The sequence below is a fragment of the Magnetococcales bacterium genome (assembly GCA_015231175.1).
Lineage (GTDB): Bacteria > Pseudomonadota > Magnetococcia > Magnetococcales > DC0425bin3 > HA3dbin3.
The window spans coordinates 16,884-39,732 of sequence record JADGBZ010000029.1 but is presented as its reverse complement, the minus strand read 5'-3'; the positions used below and the strand labels follow the sequence as shown (position 1 = coordinate 39,732).

Annotated in this window: 20 protein-coding genes; 15 read left to right on the top strand and 5 right to left on the bottom strand. The window is 58.8% G+C overall.

Annotated elements, in window-relative coordinates; translation table 11 throughout:
- Positions 1–42 precede the first annotated feature (42 nt).
- Both HQL63_08260 and HQL63_08255 read left to right on the top strand, forming a co-directional pair.
- Entirely contained in the window at positions 43–819 is a 777-nt protein-coding gene (locus HQL63_08260) for an ABC transporter substrate-binding protein (protein MBF0176824.1), read from the top strand.
- The gene (locus tag HQL63_08255; protein MBF0176823.1) at positions 816–3,623 is read left to right on the top strand and encodes a response regulator; all 2,808 of its coding nucleotides are present in this window, start codon (positions 816–818) and stop codon (positions 3,621–3,623) included. Before HQL63_08260 ends, HQL63_08255 begins: the two co-directional genes overlap by 4 nt.
- A 96-nt stretch (positions 3,624–3,719) precedes the next feature.
- On the opposite strand, the gene HQL63_08250 is transcribed toward HQL63_08255, so the two are convergent.
- Positions 3,720–5,192: a glycosyltransferase family protein gene (locus tag HQL63_08250; protein ID MBF0176822.1), complete on the bottom strand. Its 1,473-nt coding sequence runs from the start codon at positions 5,190–5,192 to the stop codon at positions 3,720–3,722.
- A 39-nt stretch (positions 5,193–5,231) separates the two neighbouring features.
- Here HQL63_08250 and HQL63_08245 point away from each other — a divergent pair, with 39 nt between their 5' ends.
- The 7 genes from HQL63_08245 to HQL63_08215 all read left to right on the top strand — a co-directional run bounded on the left by HQL63_08245 (position 5,232) and on the right by HQL63_08215 (position 12,223).
- Complete coding sequence (locus tag HQL63_08245; protein MBF0176821.1) at positions 5,232–6,386, top strand: aminotransferase class V-fold PLP-dependent enzyme; 1,155 nt, start codon at positions 5,232–5,234, stop codon at positions 6,384–6,386.
- A 126-nt stretch (positions 6,387–6,512) separates the two neighbouring features.
- Positions 6,513–7,712 (top strand): UDP-N-acetylglucosamine 2-epimerase (hydrolyzing), encoded by a 1,200-nt coding sequence (gene neuC, locus HQL63_08240; protein MBF0176820.1) that lies wholly within the window; start codon positions 6,513–6,515, stop codon positions 7,710–7,712.
- A gap of 9 nt (positions 7,713–7,721) precedes the next feature.
- Positions 7,722–8,723 carry a polysaccharide deacetylase family protein gene (locus tag HQL63_08235; GenBank protein MBF0176819.1) on the top strand — a complete coding sequence of 334 codons (1,002 nt, stop codon included), beginning with the start codon at positions 7,722–7,724 and terminating at the stop codon, positions 8,721–8,723.
- An 11-nt stretch (positions 8,724–8,734) separates the two neighbouring features.
- Positions 8,735–9,823 carry an N-acetylneuraminate synthase gene (gene neuB, locus HQL63_08230; GenBank protein ID MBF0176818.1) on the top strand — a complete coding sequence of 363 codons (1,089 nt, stop codon included), beginning with the start codon at positions 8,735–8,737 and terminating at the stop codon, positions 9,821–9,823.
- Positions 9,820–10,464, top strand: coding sequence for an acetyltransferase (locus HQL63_08225; protein MBF0176817.1), 645 nt, complete (start codon positions 9,820–9,822; stop codon positions 10,462–10,464). Before neuB ends, HQL63_08225 begins: the two co-directional genes overlap by 4 nt.
- Complete coding sequence (locus HQL63_08220; GenBank protein ID MBF0176816.1) at positions 10,461–11,513, top strand: nucleotidyltransferase family protein; 1,053 nt, start codon at positions 10,461–10,463, stop codon at positions 11,511–11,513. Before HQL63_08225 ends, HQL63_08220 begins: the two co-directional genes overlap by 4 nt.
- A complete protein-coding gene (locus HQL63_08215; protein ID MBF0176815.1) occupies positions 11,510–12,223 on the top strand; it encodes an acylneuraminate cytidylyltransferase family protein in 714 nt (237 codons plus the stop codon). The genes HQL63_08220 and HQL63_08215 overlap by 4 nt, the downstream gene beginning before the upstream one ends.
- A 109-nt stretch (positions 12,224–12,332) precedes the next feature.
- Here HQL63_08215 and rfbD read toward each other — a convergent pair whose 3' ends face one another.
- The gene (rfbD, locus tag HQL63_08210) at positions 12,333–13,232 is read right to left on the bottom strand and encodes a dTDP-4-dehydrorhamnose reductase (protein ID MBF0176814.1); all 900 of its coding nucleotides are present in this window, start codon (positions 13,230–13,232) and stop codon (positions 12,333–12,335) included.
- A 280-nt stretch (positions 13,233–13,512) separates the two neighbouring features.
- On the opposite strand from rfbD, the gene HQL63_08205 reads away from it, so the two are divergent.
- The 4 genes from HQL63_08205 to HQL63_08190 are packed head-to-tail and all read left to right on the top strand — an operon-like array spanning position 13,513 to position 17,224.
- Positions 13,513–14,487 (top strand): ABC transporter ATP-binding protein, encoded by a 975-nt coding sequence (locus HQL63_08205; protein MBF0176813.1) that lies wholly within the window; start codon positions 13,513–13,515, stop codon positions 14,485–14,487.
- Positions 14,484–15,257 (top strand): ABC transporter permease, encoded by a 774-nt coding sequence (locus HQL63_08200; protein ID MBF0176812.1) that lies wholly within the window; start codon positions 14,484–14,486, stop codon positions 15,255–15,257. Before HQL63_08205 ends, HQL63_08200 begins: the two co-directional genes overlap by 4 nt.
- A 15-nt stretch (positions 15,258–15,272) precedes the next feature.
- Entirely contained in the window at positions 15,273–15,854 is a 582-nt protein-coding gene (locus tag HQL63_08195; GenBank protein ID MBF0176811.1) for a histidine phosphatase family protein, read from the top strand.
- On the top strand, positions 15,854–17,224 hold the full coding sequence (locus HQL63_08190; protein MBF0176810.1) for a dipeptidase: 1,371 nt from the start codon (positions 15,854–15,856) through the stop codon (positions 17,222–17,224). The genes HQL63_08195 and HQL63_08190 overlap by 1 nt, the downstream gene beginning before the upstream one ends.
- A 214-nt stretch (positions 17,225–17,438) precedes the next feature.
- On the opposite strand, the gene HQL63_08185 is transcribed toward HQL63_08190, so the two are convergent.
- Positions 17,439–18,935 carry an SUMF1/EgtB/PvdO family nonheme iron enzyme gene (locus tag HQL63_08185; GenBank protein ID MBF0176809.1) on the bottom strand — a complete coding sequence of 499 codons (1,497 nt, stop codon included), beginning with the start codon at positions 18,933–18,935 and terminating at the stop codon, positions 17,439–17,441.
- A 302-nt stretch (positions 18,936–19,237) separates the two neighbouring features.
- Here HQL63_08185 and HQL63_08180 point away from each other — a divergent pair, with 302 nt between their 5' ends.
- Positions 19,238–19,885: a hypothetical protein gene (locus tag HQL63_08180; protein MBF0176808.1), complete on the top strand. Its 648-nt coding sequence runs from the start codon at positions 19,238–19,240 to the stop codon at positions 19,883–19,885.
- Here HQL63_08180 and HQL63_08175 read toward each other — a convergent pair.
- Positions 19,822–20,649: a YdcF family protein gene (locus tag HQL63_08175; protein ID MBF0176807.1), complete on the bottom strand. Its 828-nt coding sequence runs from the start codon at positions 20,647–20,649 to the stop codon at positions 19,822–19,824. The genes HQL63_08180 and HQL63_08175 overlap by 64 nt on opposite strands.
- 108 nt (positions 20,650–20,757) lie before the next feature.
- Between HQL63_08175 and HQL63_08170 the strand changes: the two genes are divergently transcribed.
- Positions 20,758–21,477: a Crp/Fnr family transcriptional regulator gene (locus HQL63_08170; GenBank protein MBF0176806.1), complete on the top strand. Its 720-nt coding sequence runs from the start codon at positions 20,758–20,760 to the stop codon at positions 21,475–21,477.
- A 7-nt stretch (positions 21,478–21,484) separates the two neighbouring features.
- Here the strand turns inward: HQL63_08170 and HQL63_08165 are convergent, their stop codons facing one another.
- Positions 21,485–22,831 (bottom strand): diguanylate cyclase, encoded by a 1,347-nt coding sequence (locus tag HQL63_08165; GenBank protein MBF0176805.1) that lies wholly within the window; start codon positions 22,829–22,831, stop codon positions 21,485–21,487.
- Positions 22,832–22,849 lie beyond the last annotated feature (18 nt).

Below are 22,849 nucleotides of genomic sequence, written 5' to 3'. Positions count from 1 at the left end.
TGGCTGTTTGACGGGTGAAAAAACTGTCAAGAAGGGAAAAACTTGAACATCGAGTGTAAGGATGACCAGGTTCGCATCGTCTCCCTGTTTGATGTCGGCTACGCGACCATCGTGACGCGCCATGCCATGTTTCTGGCGGATCTGCGCGGCCAAAAAATCGGTTATCCCCATGGATCCGCAGCCCATTTTACTCTGCTCAAGGCGCTTGCCATTGCCAGATTGACCCCCGACGATGCACGTTTGGTTCCCATGAACGTCCATGCCATGCCGACGGCTTTGCAACAGGGGTATGTCCATGCCTACGTTGCCTGGGAGCCGACCACGACCCTTTCCATCCATCAGGGCCAGGGGTGGCCGCTCTTTCGTTCCCTCATGACGGGCTACCTCTATTTTTCTCCGGATTTGGCGCAACGTGATCCACAAGTCGTGAAAAGTTTCCTGGCTTCCCAGGTGCGTGCCCTGAATTGGCTGCTGGAATCCGAATGGCATCTGCGCCTGGCTGTGAGTTGGGCCATCCAGTCGGCTCGTGATTTCCTTCCGGATGTGTCGCTTCCTTCGCAGGACGGGTTGGAGATGATCGCCCTGCGTGGCATTCGTCGTTTGGGGGCATTACCCATTGTCGATGAAAATGAATTGACCAAAGAAGGACATCTTGGACAAGTGTTTGATTTTCTGCAATCAATGGGCGGATTGCCCAACACCTTTACATGGGATGCGGTGCGCGCATGCTTTGATTCCAAAACGCTCTTGCATGTGTTGGCCGATCCGGTTGGCAATCGGTTGCAGAATTTTTCCTACCAGGGAGTGATATCGCCATGACCCCTTGGATGGTAGCCTGTCGCGATACGTTTCATCTTCTGGCGCCGAGATATTTTCTGCGGGGTATACGCAGCCGGATGGTTTTTTGGTTCTCACTGCTGTATGTGGTCGTTTTACTGGTGGTGTTCGAGGTTGTTTTTCTCGGATTGCCGGGACTGAACTACGCGGGATACATCGGTGAGTTGCAAAAGAGGTTCATGAACGAGTTTGGCCAGTTGGCGGATGGCAGGAAGGATTTGATCCTGAACTGGGTCCATGAGAAGGCCAGGGATACCCAGGTCTTTGCCGATTCCGATGCGCTGGTGATCCTCTCTCGTCGTCTGTTGGAGCAGAGGGACAACTCGGCAGGAGCGGCCCTTTTGGATCTCTTGCAGAGACATGATCGGGCATATGTTGAGGTCGAGTGGGTCGAGTTGTTGTCATTACCCGACGGGAGACCGCAACTTTCCAGTCGTTTGAACGTCTCCTGGCCGCACTTTGCACCACAATTTTTACAGCGGCTTGCTCTGACACGCTCCAGCGTCATTGGCCAAGTACAACGCATGGGGACAGAGTACCATATTCCGATCGGGCAGGCGATATTGGCCTCGGATGGCCGTCCTCTTGCTGCCGTGGTGGTTATTGTTTCCATTAACGAGGCACTGCGGGCCATGGCCGAACTCCAAAGCAAGACCTCCCGGACGGGTGAGCTGTTGCTGGTCGATGCCACCCTGGGTTTCATCTCCCCGCTTCGGTTCAAGGTGGAAACGATCCCCGATTTACTGTCTAGACCAGGCCTGGGGGGCATGATTCCAGCGCAACTTGCCTTGCAGGGATTGGAGGGTGTCGTCGAGGCGGAAGATTATCGTCAACGTCCCGTGGTGGCGGCTTTTCGGCATCTCCACCTGAACTCCTCCACGACCTGGGGTATCGTCGTCAAAATGGACAGGGAGGAGGTGTATGGTCCCATCTACCGGGAAGTCGCTCTCGCCGGGTTGGCCGCAGCGTTGGGATTGGGATGCCTGGTCTTTCTGGCTACCCTGCTATCCCGTCGCTTGACATCCCCCCTCAGGCAGCTTGTGCATGCGGCTGACGCCCTGACGCAAGGCAACCTGTCTACCCGTTCGGGCGTGCGCGGCTGCGATGAAGTCGCCACCCTGGCCAACGCCTTCGACACGATGGCGGAGCGTTTCCAACGGACCATTCGCGAACTTGAGCAGGCCAAGATCAAGGCGGAGGCGGCCAACCAGGCCAAAAGCGAGTTTCTCTCCACCATGAGTCACGAAATCCGTACACCCATGAATGCCATCATCGGCATGGCTGAACTGCTTAGTGAGCGGCATCTTGACGTTGATGAGCGGCATTACGTACAGGTTCTCCGTTCTGCCGGAGAGGTGCTGTTGGCGATCATCAATGACATTTTGGACATGTCGCGCATCGAGTCGGGCCGCATGGTGATCGAGCATGCCCCGTTCGACTTGCAGGAGCAGGTGGAAAACACCTGTGAAATCCTGGCGGTGCGCGCCCATGCCAAAGGGCTGGAACTGGCTGCCCATGTGGCCAGCGATGTCCCTGCCACGCTGGTGGGGGATGCGGTGCGCATCCAACAGATCATGATGAACCTGCTGGGAAATGCCATCAAGTTTACCGATCACGGTGAAGTCACCCTGATGGTGACTGTTGCCAAAATGTCACCTGAAAACGGCCCGGGGGTGGGTGACCGAGAAAATGTTGTAACCTTATCTTTTGTGGTGGCCGACACCGGCATCGGGATTCCTGCCGACAAGCTGCCCATTATTTTTGACAATTTTTCCCAGGCGGATGGATCGATCATGCGCCGTTTTGGTGGTTCCGGATTGGGATTGACGATCTGCAAGCGTTTGCTGGACAAAATGGGCGGAAACATCGCGGTGGAAAGTACCCCGGGAGAAGGAACCCGCTTCTCGTTCACCGTTCCCTTCGGCAAGCCGTCAGCCACGCCCTCGATGACAACGGAACCTCTGCCCGATCTCTCTACGGTCAGTGTTTTGGTTGTCGATGACACGAAGGTCAACAGGCTTATTCTGCGTGACTCTCTCATGTCCCTGAACATCCGCATTTGGGAAGCCACGGATGGCCCGGCGGCCATTCACGAGTTGCAACAAGCACATGCGCGTGGTGAGCCTGTCCGCATCCTGTTTCTGGATGTACACATGCCCGGCATGGATGGCTTTCAAGTGGTGGAGAGGTTGCGCCAGCTTGCTCTGGAGCCACCGATCGTCTTCATGCTCAGCTCCGACAGTCGGGCGGAGTTTGTGGCACGCAGCCGGGCCATGGGGCTTGCCAACTATTATGTCAAGCCCATCAAACCGCGCGAGATCCAAGCCATGGTCAGGGATGTCGTGGAGGGAGGGGTTCCTTTGACCAAGCCACCACGCGAAAAGACTGGTGAACCCCTCCCGGTGGTGTCCCATCTTTTGGTGGTCGACGATGCCGAGGACAATCAATTTCTGATCCAGGCTTTTCTCAAAGATTCGGGGTGGACCTTTGATTTTGCCGACAATGGCCAGGAGGCCATCGGTAAATATATCGAGGGCCAGTATGACCTGATTCTGATGGATTTGCAGATGCCTGTCATGGATGGCTTGACGGCCACCAAGGCGATCCGCTCCTGGGAAAAAGTCAACGACAGGGCGCCCATCCCCGTTATTGCCGTTACTGCCTACGCATTGACGGAGGATGTGCAAAGGGCTCTGGCGGCAGGTTGTACCGCCCACCTCAGCAAGCCCATCAAGAAAAAGCAGTTGCTTGAAGTCATGCAACCCTATGCCAGGCAGGTGGGTTGACTGTCCAGCTCCCTGCCCCCGATTCGCAGACTCCTTTTTCGTGGCTGGGTTTTTAACAGTTCCATGTTTCCAGGCTGTACAGACTTTGATCGCCCCTCAGGCGCCACGCAGCCGTGCGACGATATCCTGGACCGGTTGATCCCAGCGGCCAGGTTGTTGTTGACGGAACAGGGTCATGGTGGGGTACCAGGGGTTGTCGCTGCCGTAGAGGCGCCAACGCCAATCCGGGGCAAACGGGGTGAGGAGCCACACCGGTTTGCCCATCGCCCCGGCCAGATGGGCGATGGCCGTATCGATGGTGATCAGCAGATCCATGTGGGAGAGAGCAGCCGCCGTCTCCTCGAAACTGGTGAGCCTGTCGCCCAATGGCACGGGGTGAGGAACCTTGGCACGGAATCCGGGTGTGGTCAGCGTGTCGGCGGTTTGCAAGCTGAAAAAGGTTGTCCCGGGAAGGGCCAACAATGGCTCCAAATCCTTGGGGCGGCAGGAACGACGCCGGGCAAGGTCGTTGCGATGTAACGGTTTGCCCTCCCAGAAGAGCGCCACCTTGCGCCCTGCTCCCTGGATGAGAGGACGCCAGGCTTCGCTGCGGTCCGGCAGGGGGGAGAGGTAGGGAATCGGCGCGGGAATTGTGGCAGGCGTGGTGCCCAGCAGACCGGGAAGGCTTAACAAGGGACAATAATAATCATGGCCCTGGCCATCCTGCTTGACCTGGGCGCGGTTGGTGACGCGGTCCACACCAGGCAGGCGTTGCAACAGGGATGTCAGGGCGAAGGGACACTCCAGGAGCGTTTCGGCGCCGAGTTGCTTGACCTGGGGCAGGTAGCGGACAAACTGGATGTTGTCACCAAAACCCTGCTCGGCAAGGATCAACAGCTTTTTTCCGGCCAGGGACTCCCCGCGCCAAGGGGGCAATCCCTCAGGGAGGCGCTGCATCTGCTCGATGACCTCAGGCAGCTCAAAACGGCTCTCATAGGCCTTCCACCCCTCTGTATAATGCTCAGCCATCAGCAGGGTCAAAGCGTGGTTAAGACGGGCAGGAAGGTGGTTCTGGTCCAGGGTCAGCACAAAATCAAACAGGCCCAGGGCCGCCTCCAGGTCTCCCTGGGCCTTCAGGCAGAGGCCCAGGTTGACAGCGGCCTCCTTGAAGTCCGGTTGCAGGCGCATGGCTTCCCGGAATCGGGTGGTGGCCTCGGCCAGTTCACCCAGATCCATGTGGGCATCCCCGGCATGATAGTGGTTGCGGGCCTGATCAGGGGCCAGGCGGATGGCCTCATGCAGACGCTCCAGAGCCGGGCGGTAGAGCCCTTGCTGTTGCAGGAGAATGCCCAGGGCCTGGTGAAAAAGGGGTTCTTCGGGAGAGCCGACGATGGCGCGGCTCAACATCTCCATGGCCTGGTCGGGATTTTGGGTCTGCATCAGGGAGAGGCCATGAAAATAACAGGCGTAAGGGTGGCCGGGGTGCTCCTTCAGAATGGCCTGGAAGTGGACGATGGCCTCGGGGTGTCGGCCCGAATTTTGCGATTCGATGCCCTGAGACAGATGATTTTTCAGTGTGGCAGCATCCATATGGGGCCGCTCCGCAAGCCGATGTCAGGGGAAAAAATCATGATACCTCTTGCCGTACCGGATCTCACGGGAAACGAAGCCCCGTACCTTCAGGAGTGCATCCGATCGACATTTGTATCGTCGGTCGGGCCTTTTGTGGATCGTTTTGAAGCCATGGTCGCCGAGGCAGCCGGTTCCGTGCGGGCCGTGGCGACTTCGGCGGGGACGACGGGTTTGCATGCGGCCTTGACCGCCGTTGGGGTGGGACGCGACGACTTGGTGATCCTGCCGGCCTACACGTTTATTGGCAGTGCCAACGCCGTGGCTCATTGTGGTGCGCTCCCCTGGCTTCTGGATGTGGATCGGGAGGGGTGGAATCTCGATCCGGAGCGTTTGGAAGTCGAGTTGTGTCAGCGCACTGAACGGCGCGGCGAAAACCAGGTGGTGCATCGGCCCACCGGGCGGCGGGTGGCGGCAGTCATGCCGGTCCATGTGTTGGGAACGCCTGCGGATATGGATGCCATCGTGGCGATAGCGCGCCGGCATGGGTTGCCGGTGGTGGCGGACGGCGCCGCAGCCCTGGGAGCGCGCAGCCATGGGCGACCAGTGGGCAGGCTGGGGGCCGATTTGACGGTGTTTTCGTTCAATGGCAACAAGACGGTCACCTGTGGCGGAGGTGGCGCGGTGGCTGGGGATGATCCGGCGTTGCTGGATCTGGTGCGGCATCTGACCACCACTGCCCGGCATGGCGAAGATTATGATCATGACCGGGTAGGCTTCAACTATCGGATGACCAACATCCAGGCTGCCGTGGGGTGCGCCCAGATGGAACGCCTTGCCGATCTCGTGGCAGCCAAACGCCGCATCCGTGCCAGATACGATGCGGCTTGCCAGGATCTGCCGGGCGTGACGCCCTTCCCGGTCCCGGAGTGGGCCGAGAGCGCCTGTTGGTTTTCCGGCTGTCTGCTTCCCGAGACCATGGATCCGGAATCGATCCGCAGGCTGCACCATGCCTTTCGCGAGGCAGGCATTGCAGTCCGGTCGTTCTGGAAGCCCCTGCATGACCAGGTTCCCTACCGGGATGCGCCACGCACCCTGTTGCCCGTCAGCGAAACCATCGCCCCACGCATCTTGACGCTTCCCTGTTCGTCCGGTTTGACCGAAGCGGAACAGGATCAGGTGATTGTAACAACACGGAGTCTATTGTCATCATGAAACACTTTGACGGAGCGGAACAAGATCAGGTGATCGTCACAGCGCGGAGTCTGTTGCCATCATGAAACACGTTGCCAGAGCGGGACAAGAGCAGGTGATCGTCACAGCGCGGAGTCTGTTGCCATCATGAAACACGTTGCCAGAAAAAAGGGGACACGAGCCATTTGTGTGGTGACCGGTTCACGGGCCGAATATGGGCATCTGTATTGGATCATGCGGGAGATTCAAGAACATCCGCAATTGCAGCTGCAAGTGGTGGCGACGGGGATGCATTTGTCACCGGAATTTGGCATGACGGTCCAACAGATCGAAACGGATGGCTTTGGCGTGGACCAACGGGTGGAGATGCTTCTGTCCGGTGATTCTGGCGTTGCCATCGCCAAGTCCCTCGGCCTCGGGGTGATCGGTTTTGCCGATGCCCTGGAGAGGTTGCGGCCAGGTCTGGTTCTGGTGCTGGGTGATCGCTTCGAGGCGCTGGCCGCCGTGATGGCGGCCATGCCCTTGCGGATTCCGGTAGCCCACGTGCATGGCGGCGAGGCCTCGGAAGGGGTGATGGATGAGGCGATTCGGCACGCCTTGACCAAAATGGCCCACCTTCACTTTACGGCGGCTCCGGCTTATCGCCAACGTGTCATCCAATTGGGAGAGGATCCGGGCCGTGTCTTTGTGACCGGAAGCCCGGGCCTGGACCACATCGCCCGCACTCCCCTCCTGGAACGGGATGCCTGGCAACAAGAGACCGGATTTGTGTTGGGCCAAACCAACATCTTGGTGACCTACCATCCGGTGACATTGGAATCCGGTGGGCCGGAAAAGGCGACCGCTGCCATCCTGACCGCCCTGGATGCGTATCCCGATGCCAGAATCCTTTTCACCCGTCCCAATGCCGATACGGCGGGGCGCATCATCCAGCAGATGATCGACGCCTGGGTGGTGCAACAGAAACAGCGAGCCATGGTGGTGACCAATCTGGGAACGGTCCGTTACCTGAGCGCCCTGCGCCATATGGATATCATGTTGGGGAATTCATCCAGCGCCTTGATCGAGGCCCCCTGTTTCAAACTGCCGGCGATCAACCTGGGTGATCGGCAACGGGGTCGGCTGAAGGCGATCTCGGTGATCGATTGTGCCGAAGAGAGTCGTTCGATCATCCGTGCCCTCGAAAAAGGGTTGGACCCACAGTTTCGGCAAGGATTGCACGCCATGGTTCCCCCCTATGGCCAAGGCGATGCGGCTCGGCGGATCGTTGAGATCCTGGCTGAATTTCCCCTGGATGACATTTTGAAAAAGCAGTTCCACGACTTCAACCTTGGCGATTTCAATTGAGAGACCCGCATGCTCACGATTGTCATGTACGAGGATGTACACCCTGATGTTGACCCGCCATCTCCAGCGCTCCCGGGATTGTCGGTCCGGCAGTTTGAAGGGCAGCTGGATTATATCCATCGCCACCATGTGGTCTGCTCGCCTGAGCGCATCCTGGCCGCCATGCTCAAGGAGGGCGAGCCTCTGCCGGAAAATGCCTGCCTTCTGACCTTTGACGATGGCTTGCAGGCGCATCGGACGACCGTGTTGCCTCGTTTGCTCCGGCGCGGCCTGGCCGGGTGTTTTTTCCCGATCGTCGATGCAGTGGAAAACAGGCGGGTGATGATCGTCCACAAGGTCCAACATATGTTGGCAACCCGGGTGGATCGGGAAAAATTATTTTGCGACCTGTTGAAACGGATCGCCGCCTGGCGGGATGCCTATGAATTGCCACCCACCGAGGATCTGTTGCAGGCCAGCGCCTGTGGCGTGGTGCGGTGCGGTGACCTGCCCACGGCTCAATTCAAGTGTCTGTTGGAACATGTCCTGCCACGCCAATCCGCCTGGGTGATCGCCGGGGAGTTGTTCCGGAAGTATGTCACGGCGGATGAGACCGGCTTTGCCGAAACGTTGTACCTGACGGCGGGGCAACTCCGGGAGATGGCCGAGGCCGGTATGACTCTCGGTGGACACGGGGTTTTCCATGAACGCATGGAGTCGCTTTCCCGCCACGGGCAGAGAGAGGTGATGCTTCGCTCCAGGGAGTTTTTGGCCCGCATTCTGGGGGAGATCCCGACCCGTTGGATGATGAACTATCCCTACGGAAGCTGCGATATCCGCTCCGAAGAGCTGGCGCAGGCTGTGCCAGGCTGTTGCATGGCCGTTACCGATCAGGCAGGGCTGGTGGAGAATTTTTCCCGCCCCTACCGACTTTCAAGATTGAAATATACCGAGCTGCCCATGAGCGGTGATGCCCCCCTTTGTGTCTGGACCCGTATGGTGCAGGCCCCGACGCAAAGCGTGGCTGCATAGGGAGAGATGACATGGGAATTCTTTGCCCGGGTCGTTGTGTCGTGATTGCCGAGGCGGGGGTCAATCACAACGGTTCCCAGGATATGGCGTTGAAGTTGGTGGACGCGGCGGCGGCGGCAGGCGCGGATGCGGTGAAATTCCAGACCTTCAAGGCCGACAGCCTGGTCAGCCGGCGGGCGCCCAAAGCCGCCTATCAGCGGATCACTACCGACCCGGATGAGTCCCAATGGGCCATGATTCAGCGCCTGGAGTTGGACGTTGCGGCCCACAGGCGGTTGCAGGCGCACTGCCAGGCGGCAGGAATTGCCTTCCTCTCCAGCCCTTTTGACCTGGAGAGTCTGAACTTTTTGCTCCATGACCTGCATCTGGGGGTGATCAAGATCCCCTCCGGGGAGTTGACCAACGGTCCCTTGTTGCTGGCCGCCGGGCGTTCCGGCCAGGAGATCATTCTCTCGACGGGCATGGCAACCCTGGCGGAAATTGAGACGGCCCTGGGTGTTTTGGCCTTCGGTCTCCTGGGTGTCACCGGGCCTCCCGGGAGAGTCGCTTTTCAGAATGCCTTCGTTTCTCCCGCAGGCGGGCGGATTTTGCGCGAACAGGCACGCTTGTTGCACTGTACGACAGAGTATCCGGCCCCGTTCGCAGAGGTGAATCTGCGGGGGATGGAGGTGCTTCGGGAGGCCTTCGGTTTGCCGACGGGATATTCGGACCATACCGAGGGGGTGGCTGTGGCCATCGCGGCTGTCGCCAGGGGAGCGGTGGTGGTGGAGAAACATTTCACGCTGGATCGGGATTTGCCCGGTCCGGATCACCGCGCCTCGTTGGAGCCGGAACAACTGGCAGTCATGATCCGTGGTATTCGGGAGGTGGAAGCTGCCATGGGAGATGGGCGAAAAGTACCGACTCCGGCAGAGTTGAAAAATCGGGATGTGGCCCGCAAAAGCTTGGTGGCTTTGCAGGATATTCCTGCCGGGACGCTCTTTTCGGAGGAAAACCTGGGGGCCAGACGGCCAGGGGGCGGTCTCTCCCCCATGGAGTGGTGGAGTCTGTTGGGCCGACCGGCTGCCCGGGATTATGCAAGGGATCAGGAGATCGTATGAGCGAAAAGTTGCTCGTACTGGGTGGCGGAGGACACGCCCAGGTGGTGATGGAGGCCATGGTCAGTCTTGATTGGCGCGAGCGGATTCTCGGTATTCTGGATGCCGACCCCGATCATGTGGCGGAGAATCCCTACGAGATTCCCGTGCTGGGAACCGACGCCGAGTTGGACCGGTTTCCGCCGGCCTTCGCTCAACTGGTCAACGGCCTGGGTCAGGTGGGGAAGGATCACCATCGTGAAATGTTGTTCCGGGAGTTGCAACAGCGGGGATATCGCTTTCCCTCCCTCGTCCATCCGGATGCTGTCGTCGCCCGAGGTGTGCGGGTGGGGGCCGGGGCGCAAATCATGGCCGGGGCTGTGGTACAGGTGGGATCCGTAGTAGGAGATAACGCCATTGTCAACACGGGCGCCGTGGTGGACCACGACGGCGCCATCGGCGCCCATGCCCATGTCGGGCCGGGTGCCGTGTTGTGCGGAGGCGTCAAGGTGGACGAAGGCGCTTTGGTGGGGGCAGGTGCCACCATCATCCAGGGTGTCCATGTCGGGCGCCACGCTGTGGTGGGAGCGGGTGCGGTGGTGGTCCGGGACGTAGCAGAAGGGGCACGCATGGTGGGTGTCCCGGCACGGGAGTTACCCGAATGAAACATGACTGGCGCAAGGTCCTGGTTGGACCAGAGCTGCCGATCTTCCACGCCCTCGAAATCATGAACCAGGGGGCCATCAAAGTGGTGATCGTTGTGGACGAAAATCGACATCTCCTGGGAATCGTGACGGACGGCGACGTGCGGCGCGGCTTTCTCAATCGTATCGACCTCCATGCTCCGATCCGGACGGTCATGAGCCCCAACCCGACCGTGGCTCGGGTATCGGAGTCCCATGAAAGCATCCGTTCCATGATGGGGGCGCGTGGCCTGGAACATATCCCGGTCGTGGATGATGCAGGCCGCCTGGTGGGTTTGAACACCCTGTCGGAGTTGGCGCGACCGCAGGTCAAGGACAATTGGGTCGTGCTGATGGCCGGAGGTTTGGGCACCCGCCTGGGGCGTCTGACCGAGCAGTGCCCCAAACCCTTGTTGCATGTCGGAGCGAAACCCATCCTGGAGATCATCCTGGAGAGTTTCATCCAGCATGGCTTTCACCGCTTTTTCATGTCCGTCAACTACCGGAAGGAGATGATCCAGTCCCACTTTGGCGACGGCTCCCGATGGGGTGTGACCATCGAATATCTGGAAGAGAATGACCGCCTGGGGACCGCCGGTTCCCTGTCGTTGTTGCCCGACATCCCGGACGAGCCCTTCTTTGTCATGAACGGGGATTTGTTGACCCGGATCAACTTCAGCAACGTTCTGGAGTTTCACAAGGAGCATGAGGCCGATGCCACGCTCTGCGTGCGCAAGGTTGAACAGACCGTGCCCTATGGGGTGGTGGAGACCGACGCCCATCGCCTGGTCAACATTGTCGAAAAACCGGTGCAGGCGTATTACGTCAACGCTGGCATCTACCTCTTGAGTCCACAGGTTATCTCCTTTGTGCCGGAGAGCGGCTATTTCGATATGACCGACCTTTTCCGTAAACTCGTGGAGTTGGGACGGGTTACGGCTGCCTTTTCGTTTCTGGAATATTGGTTGGACATTGGACGTCTGGGAGATTTTCAACAGGCCTGCCAGGATTATCCCAAGGTGTTTGAATGATTCACGGCAAGCGCGTTCTGGCGGTGATTCCCGCACGGGGTGGTTCCAAGGGTATTCCGCGCAAAAATATTTGCGATCTGGCCGGAAAGCCTTTGCTGGCTTGGAGCATCGAGGTGGCCCGGGATTCTCCCTACATCGACCGGGTGGTTCTTTCATCGGAAGATGCCGAGATCATCGCGACGGCCCGACAATGGGGCTGCGAGGCTCCGTTTGTGCGGCCCGTGGCGTTGGCTCAGGATGACTCGTCAACCATTCCGGTCCTGATTCACGCCCTGGATTGCCTGTCGGAAAGTTACGATTATCTGGTGCTGCTGCAGGTGACATCACCCTTGCGGCGTGTGGCGGATGTCGTGGCCTGTCTGGAGCTGTGTGAAAACGGCAACGCCCCTGCCTGCGTCTCGTTGGTGGAGACCCATCAGAATCCTCAGTACATGTATCGTTTGGGAAAGTCCGGTCACATGACGCCCGTCCTTGGACCGAAATCAGGCACGGCCCACATTCGGCGACAGGATCTGCCTAAGGCCTTTGCCTTGAACGGGGCGGTTTGCGTGGCCCGCGTCCCCTGGTTGCGGGAACATCGGACCTTCCTGGGCGAAACCACCCTCGGTTATGTCATGCCCCCCGAACGATCTCTGGATATCGATACACGCCTGGATTTGATTCTGGCGCGGGCCATCATTCAGGCGGGGGAAGAGATCCCCAGGGAGTAGTCGCTTTCGTTCATGTTGCAAAGGATATGAGCCGTTGATCGTGAAAGGGCGATGAATGGTTGCGATCGTTGCAACCCGAAAGCATGCCATCGCGGGGATGGGTGTGATATCAGTCTTCTGATGGTGTACGGTCCCGGGTCGATGGTTGTTCAGCACCCACCAATTCCTTGAGCATCTCCCGCAAGGCCTGGCGCCAGTGTTTGGGAGTCCATCCCAGCCACTCCCAGGTGGCGTGGCAATCGAGGACGCTGTAGGCAGGCCGGGGAGCGGGGAGGGGGTAGGCATGGGTCGGGATGGGGTCGATGGGAATGGAGCGGGACAGCATGCCCAGAGCGATGGCCTCCTCCTGGATGGCCACAGCCAGATCGTACCAGCTGGCCACACCGGCGTCCGTCCAGTGCCAGGTGCCGCTTTTTTCCGGGAGCTGTGCCGCATCCCAGATGGCCTGAGCCAGACCGCGTGCCCAAGTGGGTGAACCGACCTGGTCGGTGATGACGCGCAGACGGTCGCGTTCCCGCAATAGACGCACAATGGTGCGAGGAAAGTTTTGTCCATGCGCTGAATAAAGCCATGCCGTGCGCAAGATGGTCGCCTTGCCCTCGGAGTGGGCCATGACCAGGCGCTCACCTTCGGCTTTGCTCTGCCCGTAGACACCCAATGGCTGAACTGGATCCCCGGGTTGGAAGGGGTGCCCGGCTTGACCGGAAAAGACATAATCCGTGGAGATATGGATGAAGCGCAAGCCCAGTTGATGGGTAGCCTGGGCCAGGGCTCCCGGAGCGGTGGCATTGACGGCATAAGCGGATTCCGGGTCGGATTCGGCCTTGTCCACCGCCGTGTAGGCGGCTGCATTGATGACGATCCGTGGTTGTGACTGGGCCAACAGTTTGTGAACAACCTGGTCGTGAGTGATATCGCATTCGGCAAAAGTCAGTGCCCGAACGTCCCATCCCGGTGGCATGGTACGGCTTAATTCACGGCCCAACTGGCCGTCTGCGCCAAAAATCATCGCATCCACTTTGGATTCTCCAACCGTCCGTAAAATGATGCCTGAGACATCAGCACTTTGACCGATGCTGATATCTCAGTCGATGGCCCTGCTGTTTTCCCGTAACATTTTTTTCCAAGCCAAACTTTTCCTGCAATGGCGCTGAATGGTTGCCTTTCATGTCGGGCGGTGATCTCCTGGCAGTCATATCGCCTGTGGATCTCCGTGACACCTTGACCCATCTTGCGTTTTCGTGGCATCCCTCAGCCTCTTACAACCCTTCGTGTGCAAGGCGTATGGCATGTTTATCGATATCCGTCAATTGATCCATCGCTACCCGGTCAAACGGGACCAGGCGAGGCCACCGGCCCTGGATCGGCTTGATCTGCAAATTGACAGGGGAACTTTTTTTGTCATGACCGGCCCCAACGGCGGGGGCAAGTCGACTTTGTTCAAAATTCTTTGTGGTTTGCTGCAACCCAGCGCGGGACAGGTTTTTGTCGACGGCCACGACAGTGTGCGTGAGAGTGCCGCCGTCCGGCGTCTGATGGGCGTGGTTTTTCAAAAGCCGGCCCTGGATCCCCAGTTGACGGTCATGGAAAATTTGCAGATCCATGCGGACATGTACGGCATGAGTCGGGCCGCATTCCAGCAGCGGTTGTCACAGACGCTGGGCTGGACCGGCTTGGAGAAACGCATGGGGCAGGTGGTCAAGACGCTCTCCGGAGGGTTGGCCAGGCAGGTGGAGTTGGTGAAGGTGTTGCTCCACGCACCACCCCTGATCATGATGGATGAACCCACCACCGGGCTGGATCCCGGCAGCCGCCACGCCTTCATGCAGGCGCTACGCACGATCCAAAAGCAGGAAAATTTAACCATCCTGCTCACCAGTCATATCTTTTCCGAGGCGGAAGTTGCGGATCGTATGGCCATTTTGCAAAACGGTCAGTTGCTGGCTGCCGACTCTCCTGCCCGGCTCAAGGCGGCTCTGGGGGGCAACGTCGTCGTCATTCAGACGCGCAACCCGGATGCCCTGGAGGCGGAACTCAAGACCAAACCGGGTTTGACGGTGCATCGCCGTGACGATGAACTTCGCGTCGAGGGAGGGGATCCCCGTGACCTGGTGGCCGAGTTGTTGGCCATCCCGCGTGGCATTCACCACCTCTCCATCAAAGAGCCCACCCTGGAGGATGTTTTCATTCATCTGACAGGGCGTTCCCTGGAACAGGTCGAAGCCGAAACCCAGCAACTTGGACAAGGGGGGCAAAAGTTATGATGCGGGTCATCCGATCCCTGGCCCGGCGCGAGCTTGTCAGATTTTTTCGTCAACGTCACCGGGTGGTGGGCAGCCTGGCGCAGCCCTTGTTGATCTGGTTGTTTCTGGGCGCCGGTTTCTCTTCTTCGTTCAAGGCTCCTGGCCAGGAACACATCTCCTATCTGGAATATTTCTATCCAGGCATCCTGATGATGATGATGCTCTTTTCAGGCATCTTTTCCACCATCACCATCATCGAGGATCGTCAACAGGGGTTGTTGCAGGAGGTGCTGGTGGCGCCGGTGTCGCGGATGGCCATTGTCCTTGGAAAAGTGTTGGGGGCCATGGGAGTGGCCCTGGTGCAGAGCGTGGTCCTGCTGGTGGCGGCTCCCTTTCTGGGATTGCATGTGGGTGTGGGGAGCTTTCTGTTGCTCTTGTTGGGGTTGGTCATCGGCTCCCTGGGCTTTACCGCACTGGGGTTTTTGATGGCCTGGCGCATGGAAACGACGGCGGGTTTCCATGCGGTCATGTCGGTTTTTCTGATGCCTCTCTGGATGCTCTCCGGTTCGCTTTTTCCCATGGATCACCTCCCCGGGTGGCTGTGGTGGGTCATGATGGCCAATCCGGTGACCCACGCCTTGAAATTGATCCGTCTGCCGTTGTACGAAAACAGTCAGACGTTGTTGACGCATCCGGATTATCTTTTGGCTTTGGGCGTTTCGGCGCTGTGGGCGGTGGGTTGTCTGGTTCTGGCGCTTGCTCAGGTCAGACGTGTTGAAAAAGGGGTCTGATGACAGGGGGTGTTCATGGCCCGTGAGTTGATCATCATGCGGCACGCCAAGTCCGACTGGGGTACCCAGGCTGGCACTGATTTTGACCGGCCCCTGTCCAAGAGAGGTTGGCGGGATGCGCCACGCATGGGTCGGTGGTTGCGCTCCCAGCAGGTGACGCCTGATCACATTGTTTGTTCCCCGGCCAGGCGGGCAAGGCAGACGGTGACCGAAGTATGTACTGCCTTGGAGATGGATCCGGGAGGGATTCACTGGCATTCCGATATTTATGAGGCGGGTGTCGAAGAGTTGTTGCGCGTTTTGGCGAAGACCCCTCCTGCCGTTGCGTGTGTCTTGTTGGTGGGACACAACCCGGGTTTGGAGATGCTGCTGACCTACCTGGTGCCGGCCAACGATATCAGAAGCCGGGAACTTTCCAACCGTGTGGCCGATCAGCCTGACAGAGCGGGTGGGGAGTATCCCCCCGAATACGGCCTTGTCAAGACCGCGACCGTGGCCCGGTTGGCCATGCCGGATGACTGGACCGGGTTGGCGATGCACAGCGCCCGGTTGATCGACATGAAAAGCCCCAAACAATTACCCGACGGAAAATCGTGATGCCATCGATTCTTGCCGACCTGGTTGGCCGGCGTGAGACAAATCTGGGCCGGCTGGATGCGTTGTTGCGGATTCCTTCCGTAGCCAACGATCCACAGGGCGCTTCTGCCATGGCCGCGTGTGCTGCCCATGTGGCTGGACTTTTGACCGAAGCAGGCATGGAAGAGGTTCGGGTCATGCCGACCGGGGGGCATCCCCTGGTTACAGGTTCCTGGCGCCATGCCCCTGGCCGCCCCACGCTGTTGATTTACGGGCATTACGATGTCCAGCCGGCTGGTCCCCTGGAAGCCTGGAGATCCCCTCCCTTTGCGCCAGAGGTGCGCTCCGATCGGCTTTATGCGCGGGGCGCCGCCGATGACAAGGGCCAGTTTTTCATGCACATTCTGGCTCTGGAAGCCATCATGCGGGTGCAGGGCTCGCTGCCGGTCAACGTCGTGTTTTTGATCGAGGGGGAGGAGGAGATCAGCAGCCCCAATCTGTCGCGGTTTTTGGTCGAACAGGCTGAACTTTTGCGGGCAGACTGGGCAGTCATCTCCGATTCCGCCATGTGGGCGGTGGGGCAACCGGCCATTTGCCTGGGGGTGCGCGGGTTGATCAACCTGGAGCTGACCATGACCGGTCCCAGGGAGGATCTTCACTCGGGATCTCTGGGGGGCATTCTGACCAACCCCCTGGAGGGATTGGCCCGCCTGCTGGCCTCGGTCAAGGGCAGGGATGGGCAGATTGGCATACCCGGTTTTTATGACCGGGTGCGCCCACCAGCAGATGCGGTACGACAGCAACTGCGACGCTTCTCCCTGGATGAATCGGCCTACCTGGCCGATCTGGGGGTTGCATCCGGTTGGGGTGAACCGGGATGGTCGCTTTTGGAGCGGCTTTGGTTGCGCCCGACTTTTGAGATCAACGGTCTTTTCGGTGGTTTCACCGGCCAGGGGAGCATGACGGTCATCCCGGCGACGGCCAAGGCCAAAATCTCTCTGCGTCTGGTTCCCGATCAGGATCCGGAAGAGATGGTGGCTCTGGTCACCGATTATTTGCTGGCCAACACTCCTGCCGGGGTTTCGCTCCATGTCCATCGTTTTCCAAGCGGCGCACGTCCCATCGAGGTGCCAGACGACATACCCCCAGTCCGGGCGGCGCGGCAGGCCCTTCAGGAAGGGTTTGGCGTGGCCCCGCTCCTGGTGCGCGAGGGCGGCTCCATTCCGGTGGTCTCCGAATTCAAGCGTCTCCTCAACCTGGATACTCTGATGTTGGGGTTCAGCCTGCCCGATTCCCGCATCCATGGACCCAACGAAAATCTGCATCTCCCCACATTTCATGCAGGAACGGAGAGTCTGGTCCGGTTTTATTGTGGTATGGCCACGGCGTGAGCCCGTCGCCACGACCGACCCGGATCGGAAGTTTGCAAGTGACTGTTCGGCGCCATGGTAAGAAAAGCTTGGGCATGAAGGCCTTTGTCAGGGCTTCGCCCCGAACCCCACCAGGACTCTGTCCTGGACTTGCCAGGAGCCAGCCCCCTGGATCCCGATTCGTTGCCGGGTGCTGAATGGTTACGCTTGCAAGTGACTCGGTGTATCGCCCGGCTCAGCCGTTTTTGGCCAGACGGAAGCCCAACCCGCCACTGTTTTTGGCTTCGGCCTCGTCGGCCTGGATGTTGTTGCGCCGAGCCGGGCGGCAGGCTTTGGCATTGCTGCGGCAACTGCCACCACGACGCACCCACACGTTGCCCCTTTCCGGCCCTTGGGGGTTGCTCACCGGGGCCTCTCCGTAGACATAATAGGCATTGGCGACCCACTCCCAGACGTTGCCCAGCATGTCGTGGAACCCCCAGGCATTGGGTTTTTTGGTCCCTACTTTCTGCACTACCCCCTTGGAATTGGTGTTGATCCAGGCGTGGGCCTCCAGCTCCCGGCGCGGATCACCCTCGAAGGGGTAGGTCGAGGAGAAACCGGCCCGGGCGGCAAACTCCCACTCCGCTTCGGTGGGCAACCGGAGTTTGGACCCCTCACCGCCAAGAAGTCCCAGCTTGTTGATGAAGTCGATCGCCTCCTGACGCAGGACGGACTCGACAGGAAAATCACCTTTTGCTTTCAGTAGCTTGGCTTCATTCTCCTCCCGTTCCAACTCCTCCTTGGTTTTTTTGCGGTCCCGGGACCAAGGTGAATTGCGTGATTCGGCGTCCGTCACCTTTTTCCACTGGGCGAAGGTGACCGGATATTTGGCCAGCCAGTAACCATAGAGGGTGACTTCATGGACCGGTCCCTCATTGGGCAGGCGACCGACCTCATCTTCCTGGCTGCCCATCATGAAGCGGCTACCCGGAACCCAGATGAAGGGCATGCCGGTGACAGGTTCGATCCACTCCTTTTTTTCCTGGGTGGCAAGGGTCACCCGGGCAACGACCTCCTGCACCTTGGTCTCCTTGACCTCTTGCAGAAACATGGCAACATCATCGGGCGTCACAGCGACGCCGGCATTTTTGGCCATGACCTGTAAAACTGCGGCAAGTTCCGGGTGGGGCGGCGTGTTGGCGACGGATTGGGCTTTGGGGAGCAGGCGGCGCAGGGGCTCCAACCTTTTTTTTGCCCCCAAGGCCAATTTTTTTTCCAGGCGCTGACGGGCCGAGCCGCTGATTTGGGCCTCCCGACCCAGGATCGTCAACAGAAAGTTGCCTGCCTCATCCGGATCGGCTTGGACCAAGTCGATGGATTTAAAACAGAGATCGGGTTGGGTCTTGTGCGTCTCCCGGAAAAAAAACCGCCAAACGGGACCATCGGTCAGAACGTGGAACATCGTACCAGGAGTGGCCCGGGGTTGCAGATCCCGGGTCATGCTGCCCAGAGGATGGAGTTCGATGATGACGGCAGGCTCGGACCCTCCCGGAATGGTCAACGCCATGGGTGGGATGGGAGAGTTGCCCCCCTCGGACATGTCAAAGGCGGCGTTTACCTCCACGGGGTCATGAATGGGCCAACCCAGTTTGACCAGCAGGCTGCCAATCAGGGAGAACCGCACTTGTGCCATGGAACGGTAACCGCCTTTGGCCAAGTGTTTTTGGATCTCCTGCAACAGTTGTTTCATCGCGACTCTCCAGTGTCTGTTCAGCACCCACACCCTGGCCCATTATGCCGAACAGAGGGAGGGGAGGGTAGTGACAACGATCCATTCCAAAGCTGGATTTGCATGACATTTGCTTGGGCAAAGTAGCTGACCCAACGATGGGTCATTGGCACTCCGATCCACTTCCCCTTATCATGTGGCCGGAGATGGGGTGTTGGCAGTCTAATCCACTTCTCCCTGCCAGATCGGCGGAGGATATCGTTATACCATCACGATGTTCAGGTCTGGAAGCGGGGACGATGCGTTGGCAAGAGATCAGACCCATGGCGGGATTTTTCAAAAAAATTTTTGGTTCCCACGCCTCGGAGCACGGGCGTGCCTTGCGCCATCCGCGAGATTTACGCAAGGGTGACGGACTTCGCTTTGGCACGTTGGATACGCTGATTTTGAGTGGAGAACGGTTCACGGTGGACGAGGTCAACACCTACCTGTTCGGCAACGAGCGTTCGCCGGAGTTGACCTTGACGAGTGCTGGGGGTCTGACTGTCCATCTGACCCTGGATGAACGGGAAGATCCTCCCCTTTTTTGGGTCAGCGGTCGTCTCGAACGCAGTGATGTGGCACGTTTGTTCAGGTTGGAGGAGTTTGCTAAACTTTTTGATGACAAGGATGGGCCATTGACCCTGCATCGCATGGAGGAGCCTGACTCCATGGCAGGATGGACGGCGTCGGTCTACCTCCTGAAGGTGGATGCCGCCAAGGGAATTTTTCATAAGGGGGATTATCGTGGCAATGCGTTTTTTCCACGTCCTCAAGATGGCAAGGGGCTGGATTATTACCTCCTGGCCGATGACGATGCCATCCACATGATCGAGGTGGAGGTCTACGATGGCGGCGAGACCGAGGTCTATGTCGGCCACCGGTTTGACCTGAGCCGGATTGAAGAGATGTGGCCGGGTTCCGGGGCGTGATGTGACCGGATCCAGCCACGCTGGTGATAAAGCCAGATGGCGGCCCACTCCCGCATGGCCGCCATGACGCCGGACATGGCGCCAGGGTTGGGAAGGCAACGCAGCAGCAGGGGTTCATGCCCAGGTATGGCATTGACATCGGTTGTAGCAGGTGTGACATCCACCCCCGCAGCGCGGAATGTGGCCAGGGCGCGTGGCATGTGCAAGGCCGAGGTTACGAGGATCCCCCTCCGCATGTTGTGTTGGTCCATGATCTTTTTGCTTTCCAGGGCGTTTTCCCGAGTGTTGAGACTCCTCTCCTCCAGGAGCAGGGATGTGTGGGGTGTGCCCCATGCCTGCAACAGGGTGGCAATGGATTTTGCTTCCGGAAGGGGCTTCCCACCGGCGCTGATGAGGATCACGGGGGCTTTTCCAGCCTGGAACAGGCGAAAAGCATGCAACACCCGGTCGGATGCATCGGTCAGTTCGACCTCCAGACGTGGGGAGGTGGCGCCAAATACGGCTCCGCCCAGGATGATGATGACATCGGCAGGGGCTATTTTCGCCATGGGCAGCGGCGGGTGTTTCCCTTCCAGGGAGAGGTTGGTCGTGGTCGCCACCAGGGGTGTGGAGATCGACCATAAAAGCAGAATAATCCCCAAACTCAATCGCCGGGAAACCGTGGGCCAGCGCCGGGACAAACAGGCCAGCAAGGCCACGGCCAGCAGGGCCAGGGTGAGAGGGTTGATCAACCCTCCCAGCCAATATTTGAGCGCGAGCGGCATGATGTCGACCTCTCCCTTCTGCCATGAGTCAAGATGTGTCGAAAAGGTATCGACTGGGTGGACAAGCGGGTTGGAGCCCCAGACCACCCTGACGAAGGAGCCTCAACGATGAACCAGAAAAAAATCAACTCCCCCCTGTCAAAGGATTTGATCCGCAGGACGCCGCTCTTCGCCTCCCTTGCGGAGAGGCAGTTGGAACGCCTCCAGCAAGGCATTGCCAGGATTCGCCTTGCGGAGAAACAAGTTTTGGTGCATCGCGATCAGGAGTTTGTCCATTTTTATCAAGTGGCAACCGGCATGGTCAAACTGGGTCGCGTCTCCCACACCGGCGAGGAGAAGGTTCTGCGGCTTGTCAAGCCGGGGGAGACGTTCGGTACGGCACTGATGTTTCTCGATAAAAAACGCTATCCCGTGCAGGCGGAGGCCGTTCATTCCGGTGAGGTACTATCCATCCGGGCCAACCTTTTTTTGGAAATTCTACGGGAATCGCCCGAGACTTGCTTCAAAATCATGGGGCACCTCAGCCGTCAGTTGAGTTGCCACGTTTCCAACATTGATGGCTTATGTTTGCAATCGGCGCCGTGCCGACTGGTTCGCTTTCTGCTTGCCTCCCTCCCACCCGAACCCGGTGCCGCTCCGGTGGTCCATCTCGATATTCCTAAACATCTTTTGGCATCGCACATATCCGTCAAGCCTGAAACCCTCTCGCGGATCTTGCGGGATTTGAGCGAGCAGGGGATCATCGAGGTGGAACGGCGCCAGATCCGGATACTGGACCTGACGGCCCTTCGCCGACAAGGGAGTCAATGTGACGGAAGTGGGTCGTGACTGGCAATCAACTGAAGAGGTTGAACTGTTCCTGGGACGGGCGTCCGGAAGCAAATTGGATATTGTTGCGCCCGGCGTGTTTGGCCTTGTAGAGGGCGGCATCCGCTTTTTTGACCAGTTGACCCGGCTCATCGCCGTCCATGGGGAAAAAGCTGATGCCGATGCTTGTGGTCACGGTCATCTCGTGCTCTTCCAGGTGAAAGCTTTGGCCGAGCAGGTCGAGCATGTGATGGGAGATTTGCAGAATGTCCGCCGATTGGGTGATATTGGTCAGAACTGCGGTAAACTCATCACCGCCGAGCCGGGCCACAGTGTCGCTCTCCCGCACGCAGGAAACAAGACGCCGCGCAACCTGCTGGAGCAGAAGATCTCCCATGGCATGACCCAACGTGTCATTGATCGCTTTGAAGCGATCCAGGTCGAAGTACAGAACAGCGACCCATTGTTTGTGACGCCGCCCTTGCACAATGGCCTGTTCCAATCGGTCAAGAAAGAGCTGCCGATTGGGCAGGCCGGTCAAGGCATCGTGGAAGGCCATGTGTTTGAGACGTTCCTCGCCTTCCTGCCGGGCGGTTACATCACGTGTGATGTAGAGAACCCGCTCCGGATTGGCGTGAGTTCCGTGGATCAAGGTGGTGATGATTTTTGTAAAAACCCGCTTGCCATCGGGAGTGTAGTGAAAATGTTCATTGGTTTGGGATGTGGCGTTGTCGGCGGCGGCCCGGACTGGACAACGCCCATCCGCAGGGCCGGGGCAAAGCGGACATAAGGAACCTTTTCCTGCCATGATATCCTGACATTTTTGGCCCGGAATCAGGGGTGCGGCATACTGCGCCCGCTCGGCAAAGACACGGTTGGCATGGTGCAGATGAAAATCCCTGCCATCAACGACGCAAAGGCCGTCCTCGATGCTGTCCAGGACAGCGGCATTGAATTCGTAAGCCTGCTGGAGGGCAGATCCACGAGCAAAAATTTCGTCGATGTAGGCCTTGGTGTCCAGGGCGATCTTGATGCGGGAGAGGAGTTCGATCGGGCGGACAGGCTTGTGAACAAAATCCACCGCCCCCAGATCAAAACAGCGGGCAATCAAATTCTCCTCGCTTTCACCTGTGATCATGATGACCGGGATCCGGCTTGCCCCGGACCAACCTTTCAGTTGCTCCAGGACCATCAGCCCATTCACATCCGGCATGTTGACATCAAGCAGGATCAAGTCAACAGGTTCGGTCTCCAATTTAGGTAAAAGATACTGCGCTTCCAGGAGAAAATCAGGCGTGTGACCCGCTCCGGCAACGATGGCGCTGACCTGCTCGACTGTCTGACCATCATCATCCACCACCAGGATTGTGGCCACGTGTGTACTTCCTTTTGA